Origin of the sequence: Streptomyces sp. NPDC088730 (genome assembly GCF_044751215.1) — a bacterium.
GTDB lineage: Bacteria > Actinomycetota > Actinomycetes > Streptomycetales > Streptomycetaceae > Streptomyces.
On record NZ_JBIVLK010000002.1, the window covers coordinates 469,978 to 487,447 of the forward strand.

The 17,470-nt window shown below is 73.6% G+C and carries 15 protein-coding genes; 1 reads left to right on the forward strand and 14 read right to left on the reverse strand.

What is annotated here, in order from left to right:
* Positions 1-81: 81 nt before the first annotated feature.
* The 14 genes from ACIP89_RS08870 to ACIP89_RS08935 all read right to left on the reverse strand — a co-directional run bounded on the left by ACIP89_RS08870 (position 82) and on the right by ACIP89_RS08935 (position 16,234).
* Positions 82-1,353: an ATP-grasp domain-containing protein gene (locus ACIP89_RS08870; protein WP_401924763.1), complete on the reverse strand. Its 1,272-nt coding sequence runs from the start codon at positions 1,351-1,353 to the stop codon at positions 82-84.
* A gap of 30 nt (positions 1,354-1,383) precedes the next feature.
* Complete coding sequence (locus tag ACIP89_RS08875; protein ID WP_401926206.1) at positions 1,384-2,184, reverse strand: sulfotransferase; 801 nt, start codon at positions 2,182-2,184, stop codon at positions 1,384-1,386.
* A complete protein-coding gene (locus tag ACIP89_RS08880; protein ID WP_401924758.1) occupies positions 2,181-3,080 on the reverse strand; it encodes a sugar phosphate isomerase/epimerase family protein in 900 nt (299 codons plus the stop codon). Before ACIP89_RS08880 ends, ACIP89_RS08875 begins: the two co-directional genes overlap by 4 nt.
* On the reverse strand, positions 3,077-3,829 hold the full coding sequence (locus ACIP89_RS08885) for a hypothetical protein (RefSeq protein ID WP_402113894.1): 753 nt from the start codon (positions 3,827-3,829) through the stop codon (positions 3,077-3,079). The genes ACIP89_RS08880 and ACIP89_RS08885 overlap by 4 nt, the downstream gene beginning before the upstream one ends.
* A complete protein-coding gene (locus ACIP89_RS08890; RefSeq protein ID WP_401924754.1) occupies positions 3,826-4,770 on the reverse strand; it encodes a Gfo/Idh/MocA family protein in 945 nt (314 codons plus the stop codon). Before ACIP89_RS08890 ends, ACIP89_RS08885 begins: the two co-directional genes overlap by 4 nt.
* A complete protein-coding gene (locus ACIP89_RS08895; protein WP_402113897.1) occupies positions 4,767-6,311 on the reverse strand; it encodes an Ldh family oxidoreductase in 1,545 nt (514 codons plus the stop codon). Before ACIP89_RS08895 ends, ACIP89_RS08890 begins: the two co-directional genes overlap by 4 nt.
* A 126-nt stretch (positions 6,312-6,437) precedes the next feature.
* A complete protein-coding gene (locus ACIP89_RS08900) occupies positions 6,438-6,845 on the reverse strand; it encodes a glyoxalase (protein ID WP_401924749.1) in 408 nt (135 codons plus the stop codon).
* Positions 6,846-6,932: 87 nt separating this feature from the next.
* On the reverse strand, positions 6,933-8,225 hold the full coding sequence (locus ACIP89_RS08905; RefSeq protein WP_401924746.1) for an ATP-grasp domain-containing protein: 1,293 nt from the start codon (positions 8,223-8,225) through the stop codon (positions 6,933-6,935).
* 58 nt (positions 8,226-8,283) lie between these two features.
* The gene (locus tag ACIP89_RS08910; protein ID WP_401926215.1) at positions 8,284-9,579 is read right to left on the reverse strand and encodes an MFS transporter; all 1,296 of its coding nucleotides are present in this window, start codon (positions 9,577-9,579) and stop codon (positions 8,284-8,286) included.
* Positions 9,576-10,379: a polysaccharide deacetylase family protein gene (locus ACIP89_RS08915; RefSeq protein ID WP_402113898.1), complete on the reverse strand. Its 804-nt coding sequence runs from the start codon at positions 10,377-10,379 to the stop codon at positions 9,576-9,578. The genes ACIP89_RS08910 and ACIP89_RS08915 overlap by 4 nt, the downstream gene beginning before the upstream one ends.
* Complete coding sequence (locus ACIP89_RS08920) at positions 10,376-13,465, reverse strand: amino acid adenylation domain-containing protein (protein ID WP_402113900.1); 3,090 nt, start codon at positions 13,463-13,465, stop codon at positions 10,376-10,378. The genes ACIP89_RS08915 and ACIP89_RS08920 overlap by 4 nt, the downstream gene beginning before the upstream one ends.
* Positions 13,462-14,793, reverse strand: coding sequence for a nucleotide sugar dehydrogenase (locus ACIP89_RS08925; protein ID WP_402113902.1), 1,332 nt, complete (start codon positions 14,791-14,793; stop codon positions 13,462-13,464). The genes ACIP89_RS08920 and ACIP89_RS08925 overlap by 4 nt, the downstream gene beginning before the upstream one ends.
* 52 nt (positions 14,794-14,845) lie before the next feature.
* Positions 14,846-15,025: a hypothetical protein gene (locus ACIP89_RS08930; RefSeq protein ID WP_402113904.1), complete on the reverse strand. Its 180-nt coding sequence runs from the start codon at positions 15,023-15,025 to the stop codon at positions 14,846-14,848.
* 219 nt (positions 15,026-15,244) lie between these two features.
* Positions 15,245-16,234 (reverse strand): LuxR C-terminal-related transcriptional regulator, encoded by a 990-nt coding sequence (locus ACIP89_RS08935; RefSeq protein WP_401926223.1) that lies wholly within the window; start codon positions 16,232-16,234, stop codon positions 15,245-15,247.
* Between the two features lie 219 nt (positions 16,235-16,453).
* On the opposite strand from ACIP89_RS08935, the gene ACIP89_RS08940 reads away from it, so the two are divergent.
* The gene (locus tag ACIP89_RS08940) at positions 16,454-17,410 is read left to right on the forward strand and encodes a pirin family protein (protein ID WP_401924730.1); all 957 of its coding nucleotides are present in this window, start codon (positions 16,454-16,456) and stop codon (positions 17,408-17,410) included.
* Positions 17,411-17,470: the final 60 nt, after the last annotated feature.

Sequence of the window (17,470 nt, forward strand, 5' to 3'; positions counted from 1 at the left end):
CGCGGTTCTACTCCTTGCGGACGTTCGCCGGGGCCGGCTGCGCGGGCCGGGCGGGGGGGGCGTGGGGCGGGACGCGGCCGGTCACCGGGGCGCGGCGAACGGGTCGAGGACCTCGTCCACCTCGTCGAGGAGCGTGCCGAGCGTGGCGGACCGCCCGTCGTCGCCGGCGGCCGGCTCCGTGGTGATGACGATGCGGGCGGCAGCCTCCGCGGCGAGCCGGCCGGCGGCCTCCGCGTCGGCCGCGCGGACCACGACATGGCCGCAGCGGTCCTCCGACCAGCGCAGTTCGTGCACCGTGTCCCCGGGCTCGACCTGGACGTCGACCTGGACGACGCCGTCCATCGCCTCGGCCTCCGCCGCGCCCGTCACCGAGGTGACGGTTCCCGGCTCCGCGACGAGGAAGCGGATGGCGGCCGCACCGGTCGGCTCCGCCCGCGGCGGCAGCGGGTCGCCGTCCAGGGCGAGCCGGTAGGCGGCCTCCTCCAGGTCGACGCCGTGGACCAGTCGGACCAGTTCGTTGATGCGGTCCCCGCCGCGCCGGCTGTGCGACTCGATGACGCGGGGGCCGGCGGCCGTGAGGATCAGTTCGGTGTGCGCCGGCCCGTCGACGAGGCCCACGGCGTCCAGCAGGGCCTCGACCGTCGAGACGACGGCCCGCCGTTCGGCTCCGTCCAGCGGCGCGGGCACCACATGACCGAGCTCGACCACCCCCTGCCCGGTCTCCTTGCCGGTGACCGTGACGACGGTGTGCGCCCCGGCCCGGGAGAACGTCTCGACGCTCAGCTCCTCGCCGACCAGCCACTCCTCTGCCATGAAGTCGTCGAGGCCGAAGGCCTCGCGCCACGCCCACGCCTCGTCGACCTCGTCGACGGAGGCGATCCGGCGGACACCCAGACTGCCGGAGCCCATGGTCGGCTTGAGTACGGCGGAGCCCGCCGCCTTCACGAAGTCGCGCAGCTCCTCTGCGGTCGGCCGGGTCACCGTCCGCACCGGTCCGATGCCCTGTTCGTTCAGCAGGGCGCGCAGGGCCGGCTTGTCGTGCAGCAGCCGGGTGGTCCGCTCGCTGTTGCCGGGCAGTCCGAGCGCGTCGGTGAGATGGCCCGCGACCACCTGGGCCGCCTCGGTCTGGGTGAAGACCCGGGCGAACGGGCGCTGTTCGTGCAGGGCGCGCACCAGGGCGGTGACGGTGGGCACGTCCTGGTAGTCGACGAGCAGCAGCTGGGAGCAGTGCTCGACCACATCCGGGTCGAACGCGGACGGCTTCTGGACGTGCACCACGTCGAGACCGAGCGCGGCGGCCTTGCGGACGATGCCGGCCTTTCCGCCGACGACGAGAACGCGGGTTGCGGGCAAGGGAATCACCTTCGTCAGGAGTTCTGCGGATCAGGCACGGGCGAGCGTGGGAAGCGCGGAGAGACGCAGCGCCTCCCACACGGCGGCGGTGTCCGCCGGGAGTGCGTCGTCGGTGTCCTCCGCCGGGGAACGGGGCTTCAGACCGGCGAGGTACGGTGCGAGGTCGAGTCCGGTGAACCGTGACAGGCGTTCGGTCTCCTCGCCCCGGCACAGCGCGTGGTACTCGACGACCAGGGCGTTCCCGTCCGGTACCGCCGGTGCGAAGTCGAGCCAGTGCCGGTTCCAGGCCGTCCACTTGGCGAGCGCGCCCTCCTGCGTGAGGGGCACGTAGGGCCGGTCGCCCTTCCAGCGCAGCATCGAGCGGGCGGCCTCCGCCGGGTGGCGCACCAGCATCACGTAGCGGGCGTCCGGCAGTACCTCGCCGAACCAGGGCAGGTGCAGCAGGTACTCGTTGTACTTGTCACCGCAGTACGGCAGTTCGCCCCGGGTTTCGGCCAGGATGCGCCGTGCCAGGTCCACCGGGTCGTCTCCGCAGGCGCCCTCCGCGACGTCCCTGGCGGCGGCCCGCAGGCTCTCCTCCACCCGGGCACGCCAGCGTTCGACGCCCGAGCCGTCCGGCGGCCTGCGGTCCAGGGCGTGCAGGATCTCGTCCGTGCGCAGATGGTGGTCGGCCAGGTCCTGCCGGTTCAGCCAGCGGTGCAGCAGGTAGGGGAGTTTGCCGTTGACGGTGAAGTGTCCGCCCGCGTCGTGGAAGGCCAGGTTCATCGCGTAGGCGAGGGCCGTGGTGCCGCAGCGCTGGCCCCCGAGCAGGATCACGGGTGAGTCGCTCATGCGCCGGCCTCCACCGTGTGCGCGTCGGGGTCGGCGGGGACGGCGTCCTCGCCCGCGGCCCGCGTCATCTCGCGGAGCAGCCGCATACAGGTGCTGCTGGCCTCGAATCCGCCGGCGGTGAACTCCTCGCCCCACGGCTCGTCCCGCTGCGCCTGGTTCAGCACCCGGCCGACGCGCCAGTGCGTCTCCAGGGAGATCCAGTCCCGGTATCCGTCCTCGGCCAGCCGGGCGATGATCGCGGGCCAGGGCAGGTCCCCGTCGCCGAGGCGGACATAGGCCCGCCGGCCGTCCGGGTCCTTCACGTGGACGTGCCGGATGCGTTCGCGGCCGAGCGCGTAGTCCTGCGGGAACGGGGCCGGGTCCCAGCCGCTGAAGACGCTGTTGCCCGGATCCCACAGGATGCCGAGCCGGTCGTCGCCCAGCGCGTCCAGGAACTCCAGTGTGTGGCGCATGGTCGGGCTGTTGGTCCGCATGCCCGTCTCGACGAGCAGGGGGACGCGCCCGAAGGGGACGCCGTCCAGGACCTCCCGGGCGGCGGCGGCCGCCCGGCGCGGGTCCGGATCGCCCTGCCGGTAGAAGGTGAAGATGCGGACGAACGGCGCTCCGAGCAGCTCGGCCCGGCGCACGGAGTCCGTCACCAGCGCGCGGGCGGAGTCCGTCTCGGCGGCGCTGCGGGGCAGTTCGCACTTCAGCGCCGGCGGGTCGAAGCCGGCCACCCGCAGTCCGTGCCGGGCCACGGTCGCCCGTATCCCGGCGAGGGCGGCGTCGTCCATGCGATGCGGCGCCACGCCGCCGCTGGAGCGGATCTCCAGTCCGTCGAAGCCGAGGCGGGACGCCGTGGCCGCCGCCTGCTCGATGTCCTGGGACAGTTCGTCGTTGATGACGGCGAGTCTCACGAGGGGATCTCCTCTCCGAGGGCCAGCGGAAGGGGCGGGTCCGGCGGGTACCACTCGCGCAGCAGCGCGATGTCCTCGGCGAGGGACGGCGCCTTCGACTCGACGGTGACCGCGCGCAGTTCCCCCGCCGCGTCGAGGACCTTGCGGGTCAGCTCCGGCCGGGCGGAGGCGAGCGGCCGGTGCCGTGAGGTGGCGGGCTCGTCCCAGTCGAACCCCTTGACCTGGGCGTAGCGAATCCAGCGGGCGAGCCGGGCCGCCGCCGCGACGGGATCGCCGTCGATTCTGGCGAGGCCCATCGTGTCGAGCAGGACCGAGGTGCCCGCGCGACGGCACAGCTCGTCGAGTTCGGCCACGGGCGCGTATCCGTGGTGGGTCTCCACCAGGACGAGGGAGCTGTCACCGACCCTGGCCACCAGCGCCGCGATCTGCGCCAGCGTCAGCGCGAAACGGTCCGGGGCGGTGCACCCGGCGGCCGCGAAGACCTTCACCGGCAGGCCCCGCTCGGGCATGCGCAGGCCGTCGACGGAGCCGGGCGGGTGCTCCGCCGAGCCCAGCACGGTGGAGACGCCGACGAAGCAGACCTCGGCACCGGCGGCGCGCAGAGCGCCGAGCCCGCCGGCCTCCCACGCGTGGCCCTTGCCCTCCCTGACGTCGACGGCCGTGCCGCCGGACGAGAGGACGAGGCCGGCCAGGGCCCCCGCGTCGAGGCGCGGCGCGGAGCCGGAGGAGATACCGATCAGCGGCTTCACGCGGCCACCGCCGCGGCGGTGGCGGCGATCGACGCGAGGATCTCGGTCACCGCACGGGCGCCGTCCAGGTGGCAGCGCGCCGGGGGACGCCCCGTCGCCACCGCCTCGGCCATCTCCCGGTAGACCTCGGTGCGCAGGTGCGAGGTCGGCACCGTGGGCCAGGTCTGTTCCGTGCCGTCGAGCTGGGTCATCACCGTGCCGTCGGTGATGTTGAACCCTCCGTCGGGACCGAGGATCTGGAGCCGTTCGGTCCGGACCATCGACTCGGCGGTCACGGTGAACGCCAGGGTGGCCCCGGACCGGAAGGCGACCATCCCCGTGACGCGGGTGTCGATGCCCGCGGCGACCTCCCTGTTCGGCGTCAGGCGCACCGACTCCGGCCGCCCGAGCAGCTGACACGCCAGGTCGAGGTAGTGGACTCCCAGGTGGGCGGAGATCCCGCCCAGGGCCGCGGTGGGGTCGCTGCGCCAACCGGCACGCCGGTAGTGGGCCGGCGGCCGGAACCGCGACACCTCCAGGACCGCTGTGACGGAGGACGCCGACCAGGTGGCGGCGAGGGCCGCCTCCGGCAGTCGCATCCGGTGCTGGAGCATGACGCCGACCGGCAGGCCGGTGCGCCGGGCGGCGGCCGCGACACTGTCGATCTCGCCCACGGACACGGCGGGCGGCTTCTCCAGCAGGACGGCCTTGCCCGCCTCCAGCGCCTGGACCGCCATCCGCGCGCGCCCGCCGGGCGGTACGCACAGGGCGACCAGGTCGACGCAGGGGTCGTCGAGGAGCTCTTCCCAGGAACCGGCCCGGTGGTGGCTTCCGGTGTCGACCGTGGGGTCCTGCTCCAGGACGGACGCGATCCCGGCCTCGGGGAGCTGCTCCAGCGCGGTGGCGTGCTGCTGGGCGGCGATGCCGAATCCGACGACGCCCACCCCGAGTGGCGTGCTCATGCGGTACCTCCTGCCGTGGCCGGGGCGGTCCGGGTGTCGCCCCAGCCGAGCTGCTCGACGACCGACGCCGGTACCGGGACGCCGTGTTCGGCGGCCACGGTCTCGGCCAGCCGCTCCTGCTGTTCCGGCAGATGGACCTCGGGCGGTCCCTGCGGGTAGCCGGCGGCCACCGCGCCCGACAGGACGTCGAGGAGTTCATCCACCGGAGGGTTGCCGAACGCGTCCGGCGACAGGGCGAGGAACAGCTGGGAGCAGTCCATCGCCCGTTCGGGCTCGGCGCGCTGCTTGTGGACGAGTGGGCTCACGGTGCCGCCGGCCAGGATGCCGGCCAGCACCTCGGTGATCACCGCGACCCCGAGGCCCTTGTATCCGCCGAAGACCGGGACGGCACCGCCGCGGTCGAGTTCCTCCGGATCGGTGGTGGGGCGGCCCTCGCGGTCCACCAGCCAGTTCGCGGGCACCTGTTCGCCGCGGTGTGCGGCGTGCCGGATCTTTCCGCTGGCGACCGTCCCGGTGGCGAAGTCCACGACGAGCGGGGACCCGTCCGCACGGGGGACGACCATGCACACGGCGTCGTTCCCGAGGGTCGGGCGTCCCGCGCCGGGGGCGGCGACGCTCGGGCCCGAGACGTTGAGGACGAGGCCGACCACACCGTGGCGGACGAAGTGGTCGCGGTAGGCGGCGAGCATGCCCACGTGGTTGTTGCCCCGGACGGCGACGGCGGCCAGCCCGGTGCGGGCGGCCCGCTCCGCGCACCGGCCGGCCGCGAGGTCCGCGGCCACCTGTCCGAAACCACCGCGGGCGTCGAGGCGTACGACGGACCCCTCCTCCTGGCTCCACTCCGGCTCCGCGGTGGGGTCGATGCCTCCCTCGCGCAGCCGGTCGAGGTACATCGGGAGCAGACCGACACCGTGCGAGAAGTGACCCCGCACATCGGCGTCCACGAGGACCCGGGCGACCAGGGCGGCGCGCTCGGCGCCGACGCCGGCGGCGGTCAGCGATCCGGCCGCGGCCTCCCGCAGCGCCTCGGTGGTGAAGCGGACCGCCGCCTTCGGGCGGGGTTCGGGACGGGGCGCCCGATTGAGGTGGACGGTCCGGTCCGCGGACGCCGCCACCTCGGCGTCGGTGGTGACCAGGAGCACCGCGCCGCCCCGCCGGGCCGCGGTGTGTGCCGGATCGGCGCCGGACTCCGCCGGCCGCGTCCCGGTGGCGTCGACGACCACGACGGGGGCCGGGCCGTCCGGGCAGCGCCCGTGCGCGGCCACCACGCTCACGCCCGCCGGGAGAGACGGCCTGATCCGGCGCGACCGGCCGGCCCCGCCGGCGTCGAGGGCCCCGTACTGGGCCCGCCGTCGTCCGGCGAGCACCTGGACCAGGGCGGCAGCGGATCCGGTGTCGTCCGCGAGCACCGCGACGATCTCGCCGGCGGCCACGGTGACGGTCAGCCCCGCGATCAGGATGCGTTCCGCCCCCTCGGGGCCCTCGGCCACGATCAGGTCCGCGATGCGGAATGCGGGCGGCCTGCCCGCTGCTTCGGTCATTGCTGACTCCTCGATATGGCGTGGTAAGGGTCGGAACGCCACCGGGTCGCCCGGGGCGGGGCCTGCACGGGGTCGCCCCCAGGCAGCACGGGACGACCCCGTGCAGGCCCTCGGGGGAGGAGTCCCCTAGGAGGCGGCCTGCGGCTCCAGGAACTCCAGCCGGTTGCCGAACTTGTCGAACGCGTAGAAGCGGTCGTGGCCCGGGAAGTTGTCGTCCCACGTCACCTCGTGGCCGCCCTCCTCCAGGCGCTTGGCCAGGCCGCTCAGCGACTCGACGAGGATTCCGGGGTGCGCCTTGCGCGCGGGCGAGAAGTCCTGCTCGACGCCGAGGTGGACCTCCAGGCCGCCGCCGCGGAACCAGCACCCGCCGCGGGCGGCGAGGACGGGGGGCTTCTCCAGCTCGGTCATTCCGAGCACCTCGCCCCAGAACGCCCGGCACTGGTCCTCGCCGCCCGGCGGGATGGCCAGCTGGACGTGGTGCAGTCCCCCGAACGCGTAGTCGGCGGCGGTCGGTTCGTTGTTCTGATCGGTCATGTCTGGTCTCTCTTCTCTCTGTTGTGCGGGCACCGGTCCCGCGCCGGGACGCCGGACCGGTGCCGTCCGGATTCGGCTGACGCGGTGTCAGCCGGTCGAGGCGAGTGCCTCGTGGCGCGCGGCCATGCCGTCACTGCGTACGGTGAACGACAGTTTCCGTACGCCTTCCTGGGCACGCCGCAACGCCTCGTCCTGTGACGTGCCCACCGCGCAGACATGTGCACCCCGGGCGAAGGATCCGGTGACTCCCTTGAGCCGCTTGCCCGGTTCGCGCAGCACCTCGACGTCGACGACGCCCTCCAGCGCGCGGGCCTCCTCCTCGCCCGCCACCTCGACGATCTCGCCCACCGCGTCCGGGCAGGCGTACCAGATGGCCGCCGCGGCCGGACCGTCGTGCGGGGCGGCGAGGGTCGCCCGGAGACCGTCGAGGACCTTGAGGCCCACGGCCTGGCGGGCGACGACGTCGATCAGGTCGACCCCGCTGACCCGCGCCCACAGCTCGGGGATCTCGTCGCCCGCCGGACGCAGGTGCGTCTCCACGACGTGGACCGCGTCCTCGGCCACGATGACCTCGGTGTGCGTGACGCCCCGCCGGACCCCGAGGGCCGTCAGCATGCCGGTCACGGTCGTACGGATCCGCTGCTCGTCCGCGTCGGGGAGGGGGGCCGGGACGACATGGCCGACCTCGACGAAGTGATCGTGCTCGGAGATCTTGCGGGTGACGCCCACGGCCAGGTGCTCGCCGTCCTCGCTGACGCACTCCACGCTGTACTCGTCGCCGCTCAGGAACTGTTCGACGAGCAGGTCCGGTGCGTCCAGGTCACCGGCTCCCTCCGCGCCCCACTCAAGGGCGCGGGGGATGTCGGCCGGCCCGTCGATACGGGTGACGCCCTTGCTGGCGACCCCGCGCACCGGCTTGCAGATCAGCGGGTAGCCGGTCCGCTCCGCGACCTTGAGGACGCCCTCGACGTCGTGGACGGTCTCGGCGACGACCTCACCGACCCCGGCCTCGGCCAGCACCCGGCGCATCGCGTACTTGTCGGCCACCGCCCGTACCGTCTCCGCGCTGTGCCAGTCGAGACCGAGGTCGAGACCGATGGCCGCGGTCTTCTCGGTGTCCTTCTCGGTGAAGTTGGTCAGCCGGTCGACCGGATCGACCGCGTGCACGAACCGTGCCGCGGCCACCCACTCCTCGACCGGGGCGTCCTCGCGGAGCACGATCAGGCGCTGGATCTTCTCCCGGCTGCGCAGCCGGGGCACCACCTCCGGCCGGCAGATGACGGTGGTGCGCAGTCCCGGCCAGGCGTCGCGGGCGCGATCGGGCAGATCGCGCCCGCCGCTGACGATCAGGAGATGCTGGGGCGGGGGTGTGTCGGACATGCTTTTCCTCCGTCAGTGCGCATTCCACCGAGGGGTGGGAATGGGTCGGTGCGGTCGGTCAGGAGCCGTCGGCCGCGGGTACGGGCTCCGAGTGCGGCGTGGGCCCGCCGGTGGCCGGGGCCGGCTTCTGCCGGGTGCCGAGCCAGCTCAGGGCCGCGGCCAGCGGGAAGCAGACCGCGATGATCAGCCAGCCGCCGGGCCCCGTCCGGGAGAGGAGCCACAGCACCACGGCCGGCCCGGCGATCTCCGCCGCCGAGAAACCCACGTTGAAGAAGGCGAAGTACCGGCCCTGGGCCGCCTCGGGCGACATCGCGAAGGAGATCTCCCAGGACGACGCCGAGTGCAGCAGTTCCCCGAAGGTCAGCAGGAGCAGGGCGGCCACGAGGGTCACGACCGCCCAGCCGGCCGTGTCCGACCAGCCGCTCGCCGCGAAGGCGACGCAGGCGAACAGCAACAGGACCGACGACACGGTGGTGGCCCGGGTCGCGGTGGCCAGGTCGCCGATGTGGCGCGTCACCCTGACCTGGGCCAGCACCGTGAGGACCGTGTTGGTGGTGACGAGGACGGTGATCATCCAGATCGGCGACGCGGTGTGCTCGGCCACCCAGAGCGGCAGCACGGTGATCAGGATCGCGTCGTGCAGGAACATCACCCCGTTGGCCGCCGTGGCGGCCACGAACCGCCAGTCGCGGATCGGCGGGACGACCGTCTTCGCGCTCTCCCCGTCCCCCTTGTCCTTCGCCACCGCCGGGCCGACCCGGGGCAGCATCCAGACGAGGGAGAACACCACCAGGAAGCTGGCCGCGTTGCCGATGAAGAGCCAGTGGAACGCCGTCTTCGAATTGGTGGTCAGGGCGATCCCGGCGAGCGAGAACCCGACGGTGAAGCCGAGGTTGCGCAGGGACCGGATGAATCCCATCGTGCGGTTGCGTTCGGTCCCGGTGATCAGACGGCCCACCAGGGCCTGGTTCAGGGGCTGTCCCGCCCGGTCCATGATGTAGAGCAGGCTGGCCGTCACCACGAACTGGCTGAACCCGTCGACCCTCAGGTAGGCGAGGTAGCCGATGGCGCGCCACAGGCAGACCACCAGGATGATGTTCCTGGGGCCGAAGCGGTCGGCGAGCATGCCCATCGGCACGGTGGTGGCGAGCCCGACCACACCCGCGATCCCCAGGCCCACGCCGAGCTGTGTCTCGTTGATCCCGGCGAAGCGCGTGAAGTAGAGGGCGGAGCTCGCCAGGAACATCCCGGTCCCCATGGACCCGATCAGCGCGTTGACCGCGATGATCCGGGACTCCCTGGTGGCGGGCAGGGCCCCGGTCAGCCGGGTGCGCCACGTCTTCTGTTCGGTCATCTCTCTTCCCTCTCGGAAGCGGTCGGGACGGGGCCGTCGGCGGACGGGCCCGACGGCCCGTCCCACCCGGTGCGCCAGTGGCGGACCAGCCCGGCCCAGGTGTCGGCCGCCCCCGAGGGCAGATAGGTCCTGCGGATCCGCCGGTGGTCCGCGGTCCACGGCGTGGCGGGCGAGCGGACCGTTCCGAAGGCCAGCACGCCGTCGGGCAGCAGCGGTCCGGCGGGCACCCCGCCGTAGGGGTAGGCGAACAGGCGGGCGGGGCCCGCTCCGTACCGCTCACGGATGTCGTCGAGCGAGCCCAGGGTCTGCGCGCGGGCCTCGGCCGCCGGGATCCGGTCGAGGTGCGGGTGGGTGCGGGTGTGGGCGCCGATCAGGTGCCCCTCCCGCGCCAGCCCGTCGCACTCCTCGTACGTCAGGTGGTCCTCGCGCGGACGGGGGCTGCGCCGGCCGAGCAGTCCGGTGCAGACGAAGAACACCGCGCGGACGCCGAGACGGTCCAGGATGTCCCGTGCGTAGGCCGTGTTGTCGCGGTAGCCGTCGTCGAAGGTGACGAGCACCGTGGGGCGCTCGGGCCTGCGGGGGCCGCCGTCGGCCAGCAGGTCCGCCGGGTCGTACGGGTCGAACCGTTCGAGCACCTGCTCAAGGCCCCGCTCGAACGCGTCCGGGGTCAGGGCGGTGTAGTGCCGCACGTCCGGGTGCACGTGGTGGAAGTACAGGACCAGGGGCCACCCCGGGGCGCTGCCCAGGGCCGGCTGGTGCTCGGCCGGGACGCCGGGGACCACGGGCGGGAGCGGGTTCATCGCGCACCGCCGTCCACCGGGCGGCCGGCGTCGGGGGAGTCCAGGGTCCGCCGCATCACGCCGTCGATGTGGCGGGCCAGCTCCTCGATCCGTTCCGCGCTCCAGTGGACCGTGGAGTACTTCAGGCTCATCTCCAGCTCACCGTCCACGATGTCCCCCTCGGCCATCAGCAGGTAGCGCTCCCGCTGGAGCGGCGAGCGGTGAGCGCCGAAGCTCTCGTCCGCGGGCCGCAGCACCGCGCCGGGCGCGCGCTGTTCCAGCCGCAGCAGATGGCCGCGGAAGTTGAGCCGGACCCGGGGGCGGGGGCAGGCCGCCAGGGCGGCACGCTCGGCGGGATCGGGCGAGAGGAAGCGCAACGCGTCGAAACCGTAACGGCGTTCGGGCAGGGCGGCCGGACCGCCGAGCGCGGCGGCCAGGGCGCGCAGGCCCTCGCCCTCCCACCGCAGGACGGCCGGGTAGGTGCTCTGTACGTAGCCGACCGTGCGGGACAGGTCGAGGTCCCCGGGGGACACGTCGCGGCTGTGCGCGTAGACGTCCACCCCGTGCACGGGCTCTCCGGTCCAGGCCGCCAGTCCGCCGACGAGGCAGCCGAGGGCGAAGTCGTGCGGGGCGACGCCGTCGGCGGGGAGGCGGTGGAGCACCTGGCCGGTGAGGTCCCGGGGCAGCCGGAAGCGGTGGGTGCGCAGCGTGGGCAGCGGCGCGGAGCCTGCCGCGTCGGGCCGGAGTTCGGCGAACTCCCCTGTTCCGCGGGCCCATGCGGTGGCGTCCTGCCGGGCCTGCCCGGAGCGCACCCAGTCCCGCAGCGCGGTGCCGACGGCCCGGGGCCCCGTCGCGGCGGCTCCCGGCCGCCCGTCGCCCAGCAGCAGTTCGAGGTCATCGACGAGCAGCCCCATCGACACTCCGTCGAGGACGAAGTGGTGGACCGTCAGCAGCAGCCGGGCCCCGTCCTCCACGCCCTCGACGTACAGCAGCTGAAGGACCCGGCCCCGGTCGAGCGACATCGTGGTCTGCGCCCCGGCCAGTGCCTCCTCCAGGCGGGCGGTCCGCTCGCGCGGCGGGACGGCGGACAGGTCGATGACGCGGACGGCGTCCGAGGGGTCGGCTTCCACCAGCTCGGCCGTGCCGTCCGCGCGGAGCGCCGTGCGCAGCGCGGGGTGGCGTCGTTGCAGGGCCCCGGCCACCCGGGCGAGGCGGTCCGCGGACATTCCGGAGTCGGTGGTGAACAGCGCGTTCAGGCAGAAGTGGTCGCGGGCCGGCAGTTCGCCGTCGCCCAGCCAGCGGTGCTGGGCGGGCAGCAGGCCGAGCGGGCCGGCGGGCTCCTCCTCGACGGCGTCCGGCGCGCGGCGGCCCTCCGCCCGGGAGACGGCGGCGCGGGCGGTGCGCCCGACGAGCAGGTCGCCGGGGGTCATGGAGATGCCCCGCGCCCGCATCCGTCCGCAGACGCGCAGGGCCATGAGGGAGTCGCCGCCCCGGGCGAGGAAGTCGTCGTCGGGGCCGAGCTCCGGCGCGAGCAGCAGTCCGCGGAGCAGGGCGACCACCGTGTCCAGCGGTGACCGCGCCTCGTCGTCGTGCCCGTGCGCCGCCCCGGCGGCGAGGACGGCGGCCGCGGCCTCCGCCGCCGCGCGGCGGTCGGTCTTGCCGGAGGTGGTGAGGGGCATCCGGTCGAGTACCGCGATGCGGCCCGGCACCAGATAGGCCGGGACCCGCTCCCGCAGGTGCTCCCGGACGGCTCGGGGGTCGGGGCCGTCCCCTTCGCGGGCGACGGCGGCCGCCAGTACGTTCCCGCCGGCGCCGTCGTCCAGGGTGAACGAGGTCGCGGAGGTGATCCCGGGGGCTTCGAGCAGGTGGCGGTCGACCTCGTCGAGTTCGATGCGGTGGCCGCGCACCTTCACCTGGTTGTCGACGCGCCCCAGGAATTCGAGGCCGCCGTTCTCCCGCCGCGCCACCATGTCGCCGGTGCGGTACATCCGCGCGCCGGGCGCCGCCGCGTACGGATCGGGCAGGAAGCGCTCCCGCGTCCGCGCCGTGTCGTTGAGATAGCCCAGGGCCAGCGGCTCGCCGCCGATCCACAGTTCGCCCGGTGTGCCGTCCGCGACGGGCCGCCGGTCCTCGTCCAGCACCCGGGCCACCCGGTCGCCGACCGGTTCCCCGATGGGCAGCCCGGCCGTGCCGGGCACCTCGTCTCCGGGGGCGAGCACCAGGGCGGTCGCGGTGACCACGGTCTCGGTGGGGCCGTACCCGTTCACCAGCACGGTGTGCGCGAGGGGGGTGCGGCGGTGGGCGCGGGCGTCGGCGGTCGTGGCGTTCTCGCCGCCGATGACCACCGTGCGGACCCCGGCGAAGGACGGCTCCCGCTCCCCGTCGAGCTCCGCGCAGAGCATGCGCCAGTAGGCGGTGGGGAGTTGCAGGACCGTCACCGCGAGCTGCTCGGCGTACGAGGCGAGTTGAGCGGTGCCCGGGACGCCGTCCGCGCCGTGGAAGGCGAGGGTGCCGCCCGCGGCGAGGGTCGGCCAGATCTCCTCCTGGGCGACATCGAATCCGAGGCTCGCGAACTGCAGCACGGTGCTGTGCGGTCCGAGCGCGAACAGGCCCACGCACGCGTCGGCGTGGCGCGCCAGCGCCCCGTGCCCGACCAGGACTCCCTTGGGCGCCCCGGTGGACCCGGAGGTGTAGATGACGTAGGCGCCGTGCTCGTCGTCCGCGGTGTGCGGGCCCGCGGGCTCCACCGGGTCCCCGGCGGACGGCAGGAGCGCCGTGCGGTCGTCGATGACCACGGTGGCGCCGCTGTCGCGGAGCACGTACGCGAGGCGTTCCGCGGGGGTCGCCGTGTCCACGGGTACGAACACGGCGCCGGCCAGCCAGGCCCCGAGCATGGCGACGACCGCCTCCGGGCCGGAGGGCAGACGGACCAGGACGGTGTCGCCGCGCCGTACGCCGCGGCCCGCGAGGGCCTGCGCGGCCTGCTCGGCGCGGTGCGACAACTGGGCGTAGGTCATGGTGCCCGCCGGGGTCCGCAGGGCGATGTCCGCGGGGCGGGCCGCCGCTTGGCCGCGGATCAGGTCCACGACGGAGGGGTTCCGGGTCATGCGTTCCCGACCTCCTCCGTCGTGCCGGGGCCGCAGGGGTCGAGGACGAGCCGTGCGCGGGCCAGCAGCCCCTTGTCGTACATCCGGTGCCGCTGCACGACGATCGTCAGGTCGGCGGCGGCGAGGTCGGCCACCAGGTCCCGCCCGGCGGGCACTCTCCGGCCGCGGGCGGAGAACGTGGTGACGTAGGGGTCGTGGAACATCACATCGGCCCCCGCGCCGAGCAGTTCGAGGGCGAGCGGCTCGGCCGGTGAGTGGCGGATGTCGGCGACGTCCGGCTTGTAGGTGACGCCCAGCAGGAGCACCTTGGCCCCGCGGACGTTGATCCTGTTCGCCGCCAGCAGCTCCTGCGCCCGGGAGGCGACCCAGACGGGGATCGAGTCGTTGATCCGCTGCGCCTGCTCGGCCATCCGGAACGGCACCCCGGCCTGGGTCGCGCGGTGCACGAGATAGAGCGGGTCGACCGGAATGCAGTGGCCCCCGACGCCCGCGCCGGGACGGAACGGGGTGAAGCCGAAGGGCTTGGTCGCGGCGGCCTCGATGGTCTCCCAGACATCGACACCCAGCCGGTGGCAGATCTGCGCGAACTCGTTGACCAGGGCCAGGTTCACCTGCCGGTAGGTGTTCTCCAGGATCTTGGCGGCCTCGGCCTCACGGCTGGAGCGGGTGACGTGCACCCGCTCGGTCAGTCCCGCGTAGAACGCGGCGGCGCGGGCACCGCACGCCGTGGTCAGTCCGCCGACCACCTTGGGCGTGTTGTGGAAGCCGTACCGGGTGTTGCCCGGGTCCACCCGCTCCGGCGAGAAGGCCAGGTGGAAGTCCGTGCCCGCGGTCAGGCCCGACTCCTCCAGGATCTCGCGGATGACGCCGTCGGTGGTCCCGGGATAGGTGGTGGACTCGATGATCACCAGCTGTCCGGACACCAGGTGCTGGCGGACCGTACGCACCGCGGAGAGCAGGGGCTCCAGGTCCGGCACGCCATGGGTGTCCACCGGCGTGGGGACGCACAGGGCGACGACGGAGCATTCGCTCAGGAACGCGGGGTCCGTGGTGGCGTCGAGCAATGGCGCCACGGCATTCAGTTCGGCGCGGGTCACCGTGTCGACGGGCGGCCGGCCGATGTTGACCTGGGCCACCAGGAAGTCGCTCAGGTCCAGTCCGCGGGTGCGGTGGCCGCCCGCGGCGGCGGCCACGGCGAGCGGCAGGCCCGCGTAGCCGATGCCCACGACGGCGACGTCGACGGTGCGGTCGGGGTGTTCGGCCAGGGCGGGGCCGTCCGTGAGGACCGGCTCGGGTGGACCGGGTGGTGCGGCGGCGATGACGTCCATCGGGCTCTCCTGTGCGCGGACTGGGCAGGTGGGTGGGTGGCGCGGGGCGCCCCTACCACCAGCCGTTGTCGCCCTCCGTCCGGTCCGTGGCGATCGGTACGGGGACCGGTGCGCCGGCGGCCGGTCCCGCCGTCGCGGCATGGGCCGTACCCGCCGCGGTGAGGAGGGAGGCACAGAAGAGGGAGGTACAGAGGAAGGCGGTACAGAGGAAGGTGCGGAATCGTGCAGGCATAGCTGTCCCCCGGTATGTCTGGCGAGTGCGAAGTCCGGCGGAGGTAAGGGCGGTTGGGGCCGCCCGCCGCCGGCGGAACCCATGCTGCTGCCGCGCCTGTTCACCGAGCAAGACGTTGCGTGCGGCGGCCATCAGCCATGGCGACAGGGCGCCACACCACACATCCGTCTCAGCATGCGAGATCTTTCCGGAAGGGGAGGACCCCCTTCCGGTCCGCCCTCAGTCCAGGAGTCCGAGCTCCGCGACGCGCAGGGCCGCCTGGAAGCGTGTGTGCACGCCCAGCCGGTCCATCAGGCCGGTCATGTACCGGCTCAGCGTCCTGGAGGAGATGCCGAGGTGGCGGGCGATCGCCTCGTCCTTGACGCCGTCGGCGAGCATGCGCATCACGACGACGTCCTGGGATTCGAGTTCCGCCCCGAGGACGGCCTGCGGGGGCGCGGGGCGGACGGGCACCGAGGTGTGCCAGCAGTAGTCGTACAGCGCGTGCAGGGATCTCACCAGCGCCTGCCCGTGGATGGCGAAGGCCCCCTCGGCGGTGTCCTGCGGGTTGATCGGAAGCACCGCGAGGTCGTCGTCGAAGAGGATCATGCGCAGCGGCAGGTAGTCCGCGGTGCGCGCCTCGCGCCCGATCCGCTCCGCGTCGGTCAGGTACGCGGCCATGTAGGGGACCTCGGCGGTGCGTCGTGAGTAGAGCGTCTCCACCCGGATGCCGCGGCTCTCCATCTCCTTGTCCCGCAGCAGCATGTCGTCCATGAGCTCCTCCGGCGGCGGCCCGCCGGGGTGCATCGAGCGCATGCGTACGTTGCAGGTGCTGCCCGCGTCCTCCAGGAAGGAGTTCACCAGCGCCGGTGTCGGCAGGGTCTCGATCTCGACGGACTCCCGGCGCTCGTCGTGCAGGCGCGGGTAGTCGCCGATCAGGGAGGCGACCGCGCCGCGGATTCTGGCCAGATGCTGCAGGTGCGCCGCGGTCTGGCGTTCCTCGGCGGAGAACAGCCGGGTGAGCGCGGCCTCCGGGGTGACGGTGACGTAGCCGCAGGGGGCCGACGAGGCGGGGACCAGCAGGCCGACGGCGCAGAGGGCGTCGCAGGCCTGATCCGCCTCGGCGAGGGAGCAGTGGGCCTCGGCCGCCATCTGTTCGAGCGACCAGCCGGGATTCCGGTGGATCAGCCCGTAGAAGCGCTGGCGTACCTGTTCGGTCAGCTTGTTCACTCGTCCCCCTTTTGTCGGCTCGGCTCCCCCTCCGTCGCGGCGGGACGTCGTGCCCTTCCCCGCAGTGTGCCCGGAGGGCCCAGGGTGACCCATAGGTACCACCCGCCCCACGGGAGAGTCGATGCTCGCGTCCGCGGAGCCGCGGGAATGGAAGTCGCCTTGCTAGATGTTCACCATTCAACTAAATTGGTCGCAGAACAGTCCCCGGAGGTGGCTCCCATGCCCGCAGTAACCGTCGAGAACCCGCTGACCCTGCCCAAGGTCGCCGCCGCCGGCGACGCCGTCGCCCGTCCCGTGCTCGCCGTGACCACGGCACCCAGCGGGTTCGAGGGCGAGGGGTTCCCCGTGCGCCGCGCCTTCGCGGGGATCAACTACAAGTACCTCGACCCGTTCATCATGATGGACCAGATGGGCGAGGTGGAGTACGCGGCCGGTGAGCCGAAGGGCACCCCCTGGCACCCGCACCGCGGCTTCGAGACCGTCACCTACCTGATCGACGGCACCTTCGTCCACCAGGACTCCAACGGTGGCGGCGGCACCATCGGCAACGGCGACACCCAGTGGATGACCGCCGGGTCCGGGCTGCTCCACATCGAGGCCCCGCCGGAGTCGCTCGTCACGTCGGGCGGCCTCTTCCACGGCCTCCAGCTCTGGGTGAACCTGCCCAAGGCCGACAAGATGATGGCCCCGCGCTACCAGGACATCCGCGGCGGCCAGGTCCAGCTGCTCGCCTCCCCGGACGGCGGCGCGCTGCTCCGGGTGATCGCGGGCGAGCTCGACGGCCACGAGGGTCCGGGGGTCACCCACACCCCCATCACGATGATCCACGCGACCGTGCGCCCCGGCGCCGAGGTGACCCTGCCGTGGCGCGAGGACTTCAACGGCCTCGCGTACGTGCTGGCCGGCCGCGGCACCGTGGGCGAGGAGCGCAGGCCCGTCCACATGGGCCAGACCGCCGTCTTCGGCGCGGGCTCCTCGCTGACCGTCCGCGCGGACGAGCAGCAGGACGGCCACACCCCGGACCTGGAGGTCGTCCTGCTCGGCGGGCGCCCCATCCGGGAGCCGATGGCGCACTACGGGCCGTTCGTGATGAACAGCCAGGCCGAACTGAAGCAGGCCTTCGAGGACTTCCAGGCCGGCCGCCTCGGCACCGTGCCCGCCGTCCACGGGATGTGAGCCGCGCCGTCGTCGTATGACGGTCCGTCACTCGTACGGCCGCGCGGGCGGGACACCGCC

What these genes read in the sequence shown, in the direction of transcription:
- ACIP89_RS08930 (WP_402113904.1), bottom strand. Translation starts at nt 15,025, where the DNA reads ATGCCTGCACGATTCCGCACCTTCCTCTGTACCGCCTTCCTCTGTACC.
- ACIP89_RS08940 (WP_401924730.1), top strand. Translation starts at nt 16,454, where the DNA reads ATGCCCGCAGTAACCGTCGAGAACCCGCTGACCCTGCCCAAGGTCGCC.
- ACIP89_RS08910 (WP_401926215.1), bottom strand. Translation starts at nt 9,579, where the DNA reads ATGACCGAACAGAAGACGTGGCGCACCCGGCTGACCGGGGCCCTGCCC.
- ACIP89_RS08875 (WP_401926206.1), bottom strand. Translation starts at nt 2,184, where the DNA reads ATGAGCGACTCACCCGTGATCCTGCTCGGGGGCCAGCGCTGCGGCACC.
- ACIP89_RS08925 (WP_402113902.1), bottom strand. Translation starts at nt 14,793, where the DNA reads ATGGACGTCATCGCCGCCGCACCACCCGGTCCACCCGAGCCGGTCCTC.
- ACIP89_RS08890 (WP_401924754.1), bottom strand. Translation starts at nt 4,770, where the DNA reads ATGAGCACGCCACTCGGGGTGGGCGTCGTCGGATTCGGCATCGCCGCC.
- ACIP89_RS08900 (WP_401924749.1), bottom strand. Translation starts at nt 6,845, where the DNA reads ATGACCGATCAGAACAACGAACCGACCGCCGCCGACTACGCGTTCGGG.
- ACIP89_RS08905 (WP_401924746.1), bottom strand. Translation starts at nt 8,225, where the DNA reads ATGTCCGACACACCCCCGCCCCAGCATCTCCTGATCGTCAGCGGCGGG.
- ACIP89_RS08895 (WP_402113897.1), bottom strand. Translation starts at nt 6,311, where the DNA reads ATGACCGAAGCAGCGGGCAGGCCGCCCGCATTCCGCATCGCGGACCTG.
- ACIP89_RS08915 (WP_402113898.1), bottom strand. Translation starts at nt 10,379, where the DNA reads ATGAACCCGCTCCCGCCCGTGGTCCCCGGCGTCCCGGCCGAGCACCAG.
- ACIP89_RS08920 (WP_402113900.1), bottom strand. Translation starts at nt 13,465, where the DNA reads ATGACCCGGAACCCCTCCGTCGTGGACCTGATCCGCGGCCAAGCGGCG.